A 9,740-nucleotide genomic window follows, 5' to 3' on the forward strand; every position below is an offset into this window, starting at 1 on the left:
TACGTTCGGTGACATGACCGATCACGCCCTGCGGCTGCTCAGGCAGCACCGGCATCTCGCCGAACTGGCAGCGTTCCCCTTCAACTTCGACCTGGACCGTGCCGCCCACGGCCACGTCGAACCGGTCCGCCTGGCCTCCGGCGGACCGCTGGAGGTGGTCGCGGGCGACGACACCGGCGGCACGTACTTCCAGTGCGCCGACGGCTCGATGCTGTACGCCGACTCGGAAGGCTCGGCGGGGATCATCGGGACGAGCGCGGACGAGGCGCTGGAGATCCTGATCGGCCTGCCCGGCTGGCACGGCTACGTGGACCTGTCGCCGGCGGACGGCACGGAGGCGATCCTCGCGCAGGTGGCCGGGACCGAGAAGGAGATCCGCGAGTACTACGGCATCGACGCCGAGCGTGCCGAACTGCGCGCCGCTCTGGGCTTTCCCGACCGTTCCCCGGTCGAGCTGATCGGCCTGCTGCACGCGGCACTCCTGCGCACCGAGCCCGACCACGTGCTGCTCAACGCCGAGGAGGGCATGGCCTACCACCTGCTCGACGAGCACCCCCGCCCGCCGCTGTGGGAGCCGGTTCTGGAGCGCGGCCGGGCCGATCTCGCCCGGCTGCGCGCCGGGGACCCGACCATGGCCGACGATCCGGTACGACGCCGACTGGTGCTGCGGGCGGCCCAGTTCGACCGCTCGGACGACGACCTGCCGCTGCTGCGGCAGCTGCTGCGCCGTGAGGCGGAGTCCTCGATGACCGACGAACTGCGGCTGGCCGCCGTCCTGGTGGGCCTGCACGGGGACCCGGCGGATCTGCCGCTGCTGCACGAGGTGCGCGACACGGACTTCGACACCTGGTGCGGCCTGGGCGGAATACCGGAACGGGACGCGAGCGGGCCCGAACTGCGCCAGTGGGCCGCGGACTTGGACGCCTCCCTGTTCGGTCCGGATCCCTCCGACGAACCCGTGTCGACCTGGACCGACCTGGCCGCGGCCCAGGGGCTCACCGAACTCGCCAGAGTCACCCTGATCCGCCGCCTGGACGACCTCGCCATGAACCAGAGCCTGCTGCTGCGGCCCGGGAGCCGCACCGAGATGGATCCCTCCCCGCTGCACTCCCTGGCCTTCGACTTCGAGCACCTGGGCGATGCGGAGCAGGCGCTGCGCGCCCAGCGCCTGTACACCGGGCTGCAGGAGACGGCCTGGGACCGGGTCTCGGCCCAGCGGGACCTGGCCCGTCTGGAGCGCGAGACGGGCCTGCTCCTCCCGGCCGCGCGGACCCTGTCCGCACTCCGCTCCACCCTGGACGCTCCGGGCGACGACTCCCTCGCGCACTGGCAGGCGGTGAACCTCGGCCGGTTCATCGTCCAGGAGCACTACGCGCTGGCCCGCGCCCTCGCCGACGCGGACCTCGCCGCGGATGCCCGCGCGGTCCTGGCGGGCGGTGACGCGATACGCGGCGAGCTGCGGGGAGCGGCCGTCAAGGGGCTGGACGAGCTTGCCGCGGAGGTGGTGGAGCGGATCGGGGACGTCAGCTGACCAGCGTCACGGGTGCCGGGGCACGGTCGGGCAGGAAGCCGTGGGCGCGGCGGGCGAGGAACGGGGCCTTGTAGCGGTCGACCTCCCGGTGCCAGTGCAGGATGCCCGCCAGCCAGTTCTGCAGGTCGGCCACGTAGTCCGCCATGGCCTCGCGCGCCTCGGCCGACAGAGCGAAGTCGACGTACAGGACGGGCAGTTCGTGGCTGATGATGTGCTCGAACTGCTGCATGCGCTGGGTCATCAGATCGTGGACGATGCCGAGCGCGGCCGGATAGTCGCAGCCGAAGAAGTTCTGCACGACCAGGATCGCGTTGTGCAGCTCCCCTTCGTACTCGATCTCCTTCTGGTACGAGAAGACGTCGTTGGTCAGGCACGCGTAGTCCATGGCGGCCTTCTCCAGCGCCTGGACGGGGCCGGTGCGGTAGATCTCCGGCGGGATCGCGGGGCCCTGGCGGCTGCGGGACAGGCCGAGGGTGAGGTCGGAGCCGAAGGTGTCGCGGCGCATCTCCAGGTAGTCGACCGGGTCGGGGATTCGGTTCTGCAGCTGGTTGGACAGCTCCCACACCCAGCTCTCGGTCATCTTGTCGACGGAGTCGCGCAGGTCGCGCCGCTGGTCGGGGGTCAGGCCGGCGGTGGTGCGGGCCCAGAGGTCGGTCAGGCCGCGTTCCATGCCGGTGACCGGGACGACGGTCGTCTCCTCGCCGTCGCAGGGCATGCACGTGGACAGGCGGGCGGTGGCCAGCCGGGCGGCTGCCAGGTCGCGGCGGGCACCGAAGACCAGTGGGTAGTAGTCGTCGGCGTAGGTGCCCCAAGCCAGCCAGTGGGCGCTGAGGTCCAGGGCCTCAGGGGTGGCGTCCGGGTCGATTCCGGCCGAGCACAGCGCGAGGTCGTAGGCGGCGAGCTTGTCCTCGTCCCAGACGCCCTCCTCCAGCATGCCCATGCGGTGCATCCAGGCGGTCAGGCGGGGGCGGCACGCCTCCAGGTGCGGGCTCAGCTCGACCTCGTAGGGCAGGTGGAAGTCGGGCAGCAGTGACGGGCCGACCTTCTGGAAGGGCACGTGCGCGTAGGCCCGGAGGCGTTCCACGGCGGCCGTGGCGAGCAGCGCGCCGATGTCGGCGGCGGAGGTGCCGGGACCGGTCAGCTTCTGCCAGGGTGCGAGGGAGGTGGCGCCCTTGTTCATGTAGCGGCTGGAGCGCAGGTGCCACTCGTGGCCGCCGGACTGCCAGTCCTGAAGTCCCTTGGTGTAGGCGGCGACCGCGGCAACCTCGTCGGGCCTGAGCCCCTTCTCCAGGGCGACGGCGGGCGCTTCGGTGAGCGCGGTGTGCTCGAACTGGTGCAGGCGCGAGGTGAGGATGTCGTTGACGGTCTCGGCGGCCTCCTGGGTGGTGCAGCCGAAGAACGTCTCCAGCACGAGCACGCCGTTGCTGTTCTCGCCCTCGTCCTCGACCTCCCGCTGGTAGGAGAAGAGGTCGTTGCGCAGGTGGACCGCGTCGGAGAACGTCTCCATGAGCACCCTGAGCGGCCGGGTGCCGGAGACGGCGGCGGGCACCTCCGCGGTCGCGTACTCCACGAGCCCCGACGACCAGGGGGCGCCGCCCACCTTGCGGCGCATCTCGATGTACTCGACCGGGTTGGCGATCCGCCCCTCGTTCATGTTGGACAGCTCCCACATGGACTCGTTCAGCAGGTGCTCGGTGGCGACGGAGAAGCGCCGGCGCCAGTCGACGGACATCGACGGCACCGTGCGCCTCCACAGGTCGGCGAGTCCCGCCTCGACCGGGTTCTCCGGCTCCGGCATGGGGGTGGCCGGGTCCAGCGGCATGAACAGGGGCAGGCGGTCCAGGTGGGCCTTTCCGGCGGCGCGGTCCTGGGTGCGCTTGTACATGTCGAGGAAGTGGTCGTCGAAGAAGAACACCCAGACGTACCAGTCGGTGATCAGCGACAGGGCCGGTCCGTCGCAGTCGGGGTGGGTGTAGGCACACAGGAGCCCGTAGTCGTGCGCCTCCAGATCGGCCTGCTCCCAGACCCCGGAGCCCTCCAGCATGCCCATCTCGCGCGCCCACGCCGTCGAGTGGGCACGCGCCACGTCGACATGCGGGTTGAGCCGCGCGGGATACGGCATGTAGAAGTGCGGGAGTTCGAACGGCTGCGTCATGGCGGGGCCCTACCCGGGGGCCGAAAGGGCCATCCGTCGCGCGGCCGATGATCACACCATCGCGTGAACCGCCGTCGAAACGGGGACCTTTCACGGGTTCCTGTGGCGTCGGCGTGGCCCGTCCGGACCCTTGCCGAGCCCCCGCGCGCGGGTCACGGTAGGCGCATGACCTCCTTCGTGTTGCCCCATGAGGTGCACGGCGACGGCGCCCACAAGGTGTTCGCCGTGCACGGCTGGTTCGCCGACCGGTCCGCCTACGCGGCCGTCCTGCCGGATCTCGACCGGACCGCCTTCACCTACGCGCTGGTCGATCTGCGCGGCTACGGAGCGGCCCGGGACGCCGTGGGCTCCTATACGACGACCGAGGCGGCCGTGGACCTGGTGGAGCTGGCCGACCGGCTGGGCTGGGAGCGGTTCTCGGTGGTCGGGCACTCGATGGGCGGCGCGGTGGCGCAGCGGCTGCTGTCGGTCGCACCGCACCGGCTGCGGCGGATCGTCGGGGTCTCCCCCGTGCCCGCCTCGGGGCTGCCGCTGCCCGGCGAGCAGGGCGTGCTGTTCGCGGACGCGGCGCACAGGCCGGAGAACCGGCGCGCGATCATCGACTTCACCACCGGGAGCCGTCGTCCCGCGGCCTGGCTCGACCGGATGGTGGACCTCTCCCTGGAGCGCAGCGACGCGAAGGCGTTCCGGGCCTGGCTCGACTCCTGGGCGGGCGACGACTTCCGCGCCGACGTCGAGGGCAGCGAAGTGCCCGCACTGGCCGTGGCCGGCGAACTCGATCCGGCGCTGTCGCCCGAGCTGATGCGCGAGACGTGGATGTCCTGGTACCCGCGTGCCGAACTCGTGGGGCTTCCCTGCGCCGGGCACTACGCCATGGACGAGACTCCGCTGGAGCTGATCCGCACGGTGGAGGACTTTCTGCGGGCGGACGCGGGCGAGCCGGCGTGAGCGTACGGGAGGCCCCGCCGGTGCCCGACGTCTTCGACCCGCGCCGGTACGCCGCCGGTGTGCCGTACGCCGACTACCGCGTCCTGCGCGACCACCATCCCGTGGCCTGGCAGGACGAGCCGGAGGTGCTGGGCTGGCCGGCCGGTCCCGGGTTCTGGGCGGTGACCCGGCACGCCGACGTGGTCCGCGTGCTCAAGGACTCGGCGACGTACTCCTCGTACATCGGCGCGACCCAGATCCGTGACCCCGACCCGGACGACCTTCCGTTCATCCGGCGCATGATGCTCAATCAGGATCCGCCGCAGCACGGCCGGCTGCGGCGGCTGGTGAGCCGGGCGTTCACTCCGGGGCGCGTCGACCGGTTCACGGCGGTCGCGCGCGAGCGGGCACGGACCCTGCTCGACCGGGCCCTGGACGAAGCCCGGTCGGGCGACGGCACGGTCGACCTGGTCGCCACTGTCACCGACGATTACGCCCTGCTCAACCTGGCGGATCTGCTGGGGGTTCCGGAGAGCGACCGGCGGCAGCTGCTGCACTGGACGCAGCGGGTCATCGGCTACCAGGATCCGGACGAGGCGGGTCCCCCGGTGCTGGACGAGGTGGGCAAGCCGGTCAATCCGCGTTCGCCGGCGATGCTGCGGGACATGTTCGCCTACGCCGGACAGTTGGCTGTATACAAACGACGGTATCCCGCCGACGACATCATGACGACACTGGCTCATGACCCCGAACTCGTCGACGCCGAACTGGAGATGTTCTTCTTCCTGCTCACGGTGGCGGGCAACGACACGGTGCGCAGCGCGGCCCCCGGCGGACTGCTGGCCCTGGCCGAGCATCCGGAGGCGTACGAGCTGCTGCGCGCCGGGAAAGTCGGCATACCGTCCGCGGTGGACGAGTTGCTGCGCTGGCATCCTCCGGTCCTGAGCTTCCGCAGGACGGCCGCGCAGGACACCGACCTGGCCGGCCGCCGGATCCGGGCGGGCGACAAGGTCGTGGTGTTCCACGCCTCGGCCAACCGCGACGAGCGGGTCTTCACCGGGCCCGACCGGCTGGACCTCGCCCGCACACCCAACCCGCACGTGTCCTTCGGGGACGGCCCGCATATGTGCCTGGGCGCTCACTTCGCCCGGCTGCAACTGCGGCTGCTCTACGAGGAGGTGCTGCGCACACTGCCCGGCCTGCGACCCGCAGGGCCCGCCGGACGTCTGGTGTCCAACTTCATCAACGGCCTCAAGTCGCTTCCCGTGCACGTCACTTGAGGGCGTTCACCTGGATCAGCGCGTGCGTGCCGCCGGTGCGCCAGCGCCGCCCCTCGGCCGCGACCAGCGCGGCCTCGGTGGCCGGGGTCAGGCCGGTGATCACGTCGGACTTCAGGGTGCGCAGGGCGGCGACCGGGCCGGGGAAGTAGGCGGTCACCTCCCGGAAGGGCGTGGTGGGCGGCCACAGCCGGTCGCCCACCAGACGGCGGTAGTTGAGGTCGCCCTTGAAGATGGTCAGGGTGGCCGAGGCGAACTCGGCACGCAGGTCGTCCGGCTGGTCGGCGTACGGCAGCGGGGCGCAGGAGAAGGGGTGGGCCCGCACCGTGAGACGGCCGTCGGCCATGGCCGACCAGAGCGTGCGCCCGTACCCGGCGGCAGCGCCCGGTGCAGCGACGAGGCGCTGCAGCGCGTCGACCACGTCGGCGGTCGTGGCGTCGGAGACGTAGTAGGGGTACGGCTTGACGTGCAGGACCGCCCGGCCGATCCGGCCCTCGGCGAGGAGATGGGCGATCAGGAGCAGGTCGGGGACGAGTTCGCGGCCCGCGTTGTCCGCGACCAGCACGAGCGTGCCCGTGCCGGAGGGCGGCAGCAGCGACCACAGGGTCTCGCTGTCGTCGGCGACCAGAGCGGGGACCGGTTCCGCGGCCTCGGCGCCCACCGCGGACAGCCGGAAGCCGAGGTCGGCGCGGTTGCCCCACAGCGAGCCGTGCAGCAGGGCGCGGGCCCGCTCCGGCTCCGGACGGCCCTGGAGCGCGTCGAGCGCCCCGAGTTCCTCGTCGGTCTCCGGCGCGTCGAGTTCGGCACGCTTGAAGGGGCGGAACGGGTCGACGCCCTGCCAGGCACCCGGCCCGAACCAGCCGACGGCATCGAGCAGCCGGCGGTAGAAGTGGCTCTCCGACCACAGCCACGGCGCGTCGAACCAGGACCGGCCGACCTGGTCGTCCAGCCCCCAGGCGCGCCACCGGTCCAGGTCGCCGGCATCCTCGGGCAACGGCTCGATCACCCCTTCGGTGCAGCTCTTCAGCAACTCGTCGAGCGCGTGGTGCTGCCCGGGGCCGTACGGGAAGGCGTCCCGCACCTGCCGGATGATCGCGGGGTGCCGCTCGGCCAGCACACTGTGCGGGAACGAGCCGGGTTCGTCGCCGAGGATGACCGGTGCCGTGGAGGTGTCGGGCATGGGCGTCACCGTACCGTGCGGGTCAGCCGGTTCTGACCTCCCGTTCCAGCTGCGTGGCGAGGGTCAGATAGCGGGGGCGGCGGTGCACCGGCACCAGACCCCGGACCATCAGGTGCCACATCTCGGCCACCCTGCGGGGCAGCCGTCCGACCGGTTCGAGGGAGCGGCCGGCGACCCGGGTCCCGACGAAGAAGCACACCAAGGAGTGGGCGACGACCCCGACGTCGATCTCGGCGTGCACATCCGCCTCCTTGACGGCACCGCTGAACTTGCGGGTGGCGAACTCCAGCCACTCGGTGAAGGGATGCCTGAGCGGTGGCCGTACCGGGACGTCCGCGGTGGCGAGGCGGAGTCCGGCGCGCGGCACCGGATCCTCCACGGCCAGTCGGGCGACGGCGAACGTGGCGCGCATCAGGGCCTCCAGCGAGGAGTAGCCCCTGCCTTCGACCTCGGCCACCACCTGCTGCGCGGACCTGGCCTGGATCTCCAGGATGGCGTGGGCCAGGTCCTCCTTCGCGGCGAAGTGGAAGTACAACGCCCCCTTGGTGACCTGCGCGTGACCCACGATGTCGCTCAAACTGGTGGATTCGTAGCCCTGTCGGTCGAACAGATCGGCGGCGGCAGTGATGATCGTCGCCCGGGTCTGCTCAGCGCGTAATTGCCTCGCCATCGACTGACCCCTCCTCGCAGCTCTAACGAACGGGACACGCGGTTTGTTTTGACTCCACGCATACGATAACTCACCGACGGCCAAAGGGAGTCAGCCGGTCGGACTTCCCTGTCCGCCAGCTGTCCCTCACCGGTACGACATCAGGCCCAGGCGTAACACTCCGCAAACGGACGGCCCCTGAACGCACTCCTCCCACTGCTCCTGCATGTTTCCGGAAGCCAAGGGGTGGCGCTGGCCTCGCCTTTGACATCCGCCACAGGGGGCGCCCGGCCCGCACTCCGGTCCGGCCTCGAAGGGGGCCGCCAAAACCGTCTGACCGGTCTGAGTCGTGCGCCGAACCGTGCCGGGGACGCCGGGGAGGGTGAACGGAGCCGAGATGTGGCCCGTACTGGACTCAGCAGACCCCGTTCCCGCGCCTGCCGAGGAGACGTCCCGGATGACTCGGATGACCGCCCGCCTGAGCGTCACGGCGGCCGCCGCTACGGCCCCGCTCCTGCTCCTGCCGTGGGCGGCGGGGTCTGCCCAGGCGCACGGTGCCCCCACGGACCCGGTCAGCCGGGTGTACGCCTGCTCACCCTCGGGCGGCAGCGCGAACCGGTCGGCGGCCTGCCGGGCGGCGATCAGCGCGAACGGCGCCCCGTTCACCGCATGGGACAACCTGCGCGTGGCGGGGGTCAACGGCCGGGACCGACAGGTGATTCCGGACGGCAGGCTGTGCAGCGGGAACCTGCCCGCCTATCGGGGCCTCGATCTGGCCCGGCGGGACTGGCCGGCGACCCGGCTGACCGCGGGCGGCAGACTGACGATGACGTACGCCTCGACGATCGCGCACACGGGCACGTTCAGGCTGTACCTCACCAAGCCCGGCTACGACCCGGCGAAGCCGCTGAAGTGGGCCGACCTGCCGACGCGCCCCTTCGCCGAGGTCACGGACCCGCCGCTGACGAACGGGGCGTACCACATCCGGGCGACGCTGCCGAAGGACCGGACGGGCCGTCAGATGCTGTACACGATCTGGCAGAACAGCAGTACGCCGGACACGTACTACTCGTGTTCCGACGTGGTGTTCTCGGGGGCGAGCGCGGGAGCTGGGTCAGGGTCGGCCAAGGCCACGGAGACTTCCGCCGCTTCGAAGGCACCGACGAGCCCGCGTCCCGTACCGACGAAGAGCGCGCAGCCCGCGTCCGGAACGCCGACTCCCGCTGAGAAGAAGGGGACTTCCGCCGGCACGAGCAGCGACAGCGCGCCGGTGGCCGAGGCGACCCGCTCGGACGCGGGCCCCTCGGCGCCGTTGCTGGCGGGCGGCGCCGCCGCGGTGCTGGTGCTCACCGGGAGCGCCGCCCTGGTTCTGCGTCTACGGCGACGCTGAACCTTCCTGCTACGAGGGTCAGTTGACGTAGACCCGGGCGCCCGCGTCGGTGACGGGGGCGTACTTGGCGGTGAAGTAGCCGTTCGCGAAGCACAGCGACGAACCGGAGCTCTTGGTGAACTGCTGGTTGGTGAAGGCGATGCTGCTGTCGCTGTTGTCGGCCTTACCGGTCAGGCTGGGCGCCTGGTAGACGCAGGTGATGGTGCCCAGCAGGGTGCGCAGCTTGACCGTGGTCTGGATGGTGGAGCCGCTGGCCGGCGTGACGGTGAGGGTGCCGTCGGAGGCGACCGTCGCGGTGTAGGGCAGGTTGTCGACCGTGATGCTGCTGACGCCGAGCACACCGGTGACGTTGCTGGTGCAGCTGCTGCTGTCGAAGGTGTGCCCGGTGACCGATTCGGTGGCCGTACCGGGTGCGGTCGGGTTGCCCGTGACTGCGGCGGTGAACTGCGACGACGTGCAGGTGACCCCGCTGGTGCCGGTCGCGCTGGAGTAGAGCGTCGCGGTCGTGCCGCTGGCCAGCGGCGCGGTCAGGGTGTCGCCGACCGCGGCGGCGGGGCCGCCGGCGCTGCCCGTGGTGAGGACGGCACTGCCGTCCGCGGAGGCGGGGACGGCCGCGGCCAGGGTGAGCGCG

The 9,740-nt window shown here is 71.5% G+C and carries 8 protein-coding genes; 4 read left to right on the plus strand and 4 right to left on the minus strand.

Annotated elements, in window-relative coordinates; genetic code table 11:
* Positions 1 to 13 precede the first annotated feature (13 nt).
* Positions 14 to 1,531, plus strand: a complete 1,518-nt coding sequence (locus BEK98_RS31015) for a hypothetical protein (RefSeq protein ID WP_094220024.1) — start codon at positions 14 to 16, stop codon at positions 1,529 to 1,531.
* Here the strand turns inward: BEK98_RS31015 and cyc2 are convergent.
* Positions 1,524 to 3,686 (minus strand): germacradienol/geosmin synthase Cyc2, encoded by a 2,163-nt coding sequence (gene cyc2 / locus BEK98_RS31020; protein WP_094220025.1) that lies wholly within the window; start codon positions 3,684 to 3,686, stop codon positions 1,524 to 1,526. The two genes, BEK98_RS31015 and cyc2, sit on opposite strands and share 8 nt — an antisense overlap.
* A 165-nt stretch (positions 3,687 to 3,851) precedes the next feature.
* On the opposite strand from cyc2, the gene BEK98_RS31025 reads away from it, so the two are divergent.
* Entirely contained in the window at positions 3,852 to 4,634 is a 783-nt protein-coding gene (locus BEK98_RS31025) for an alpha/beta fold hydrolase (RefSeq protein WP_094220026.1), read from the plus strand.
* Positions 4,631 to 5,893 carry a cytochrome P450 gene (locus BEK98_RS31030; RefSeq protein WP_094220027.1) on the plus strand — a complete coding sequence of 421 codons (1,263 nt, stop codon included), beginning with the start codon at positions 4,631 to 4,633 and terminating at the stop codon, positions 5,891 to 5,893. Before BEK98_RS31025 ends, BEK98_RS31030 begins: the two co-directional genes overlap by 4 nt.
* Here the strand turns inward: BEK98_RS31030 and BEK98_RS31035 are convergent.
* The gene (locus BEK98_RS31035; protein WP_094220028.1) at positions 5,886 to 7,070 is read right to left on the minus strand and encodes a damage-control phosphatase ARMT1 family protein; all 1,185 of its coding nucleotides are present in this window, start codon (positions 7,068 to 7,070) and stop codon (positions 5,886 to 5,888) included. The two genes, BEK98_RS31030 and BEK98_RS31035, sit on opposite strands and share 8 nt — an antisense overlap.
* Before the next feature lie 22 nt (positions 7,071 to 7,092).
* Positions 7,093 to 7,740: a ScbR family autoregulator-binding transcription factor gene (locus BEK98_RS31040; RefSeq protein ID WP_094220029.1), complete on the minus strand. Its 648-nt coding sequence runs from the start codon at positions 7,738 to 7,740 to the stop codon at positions 7,093 to 7,095.
* A gap of 436 nt (positions 7,741 to 8,176) precedes the next feature.
* Here BEK98_RS31040 and BEK98_RS31045 point away from each other — a divergent pair, with 436 nt between their 5' ends.
* Complete coding sequence (locus BEK98_RS31045) at positions 8,177 to 9,109, plus strand: lytic polysaccharide monooxygenase (protein WP_094220030.1); 933 nt, start codon at positions 8,177 to 8,179, stop codon at positions 9,107 to 9,109.
* 18 nt (positions 9,110 to 9,127) lie between these two features.
* Here BEK98_RS31045 and BEK98_RS31050 read toward each other — a convergent pair.
* The coding region (locus BEK98_RS31050) for a Tat pathway signal sequence domain protein (RefSeq protein WP_244202073.1) at positions 9,128 to 9,740 on the minus strand (613 nt) is incomplete at its 5' end.

Source organism: Streptomyces diastatochromogenes, assembly GCF_002242805.1.
Taxonomy (GTDB): domain Bacteria; phylum Actinomycetota; class Actinomycetes; order Streptomycetales; family Streptomycetaceae; genus Streptomyces; species Streptomyces diastatochromogenes.

Coding starts and splice junctions, on each gene's coding strand:
- BEK98_RS31015 (WP_094220024.1), top strand. CDS start 14: ATGACCGATCACGCCCTGCGGCTGCTCAGGCAGCACCGGCATCTCGCC.
- cyc2 (WP_094220025.1), bottom strand. CDS start 3,686: ATGACGCAGCCGTTCGAACTCCCGCACTTCTACATGCCGTATCCCGCG.
- BEK98_RS31025 (WP_094220026.1), top strand. CDS start 3,852: ATGACCTCCTTCGTGTTGCCCCATGAGGTGCACGGCGACGGCGCCCAC.
- BEK98_RS31035 (WP_094220028.1), bottom strand. CDS start 7,070: ATGCCCGACACCTCCACGGCACCGGTCATCCTCGGCGACGAACCCGGC.
- BEK98_RS31040 (WP_094220029.1), bottom strand. CDS start 7,740: ATGGCGAGGCAATTACGCGCTGAGCAGACCCGGGCGACGATCATCACT.
- BEK98_RS31045 (WP_094220030.1), top strand. CDS start 8,177: ATGACTCGGATGACCGCCCGCCTGAGCGTCACGGCGGCCGCCGCTACG.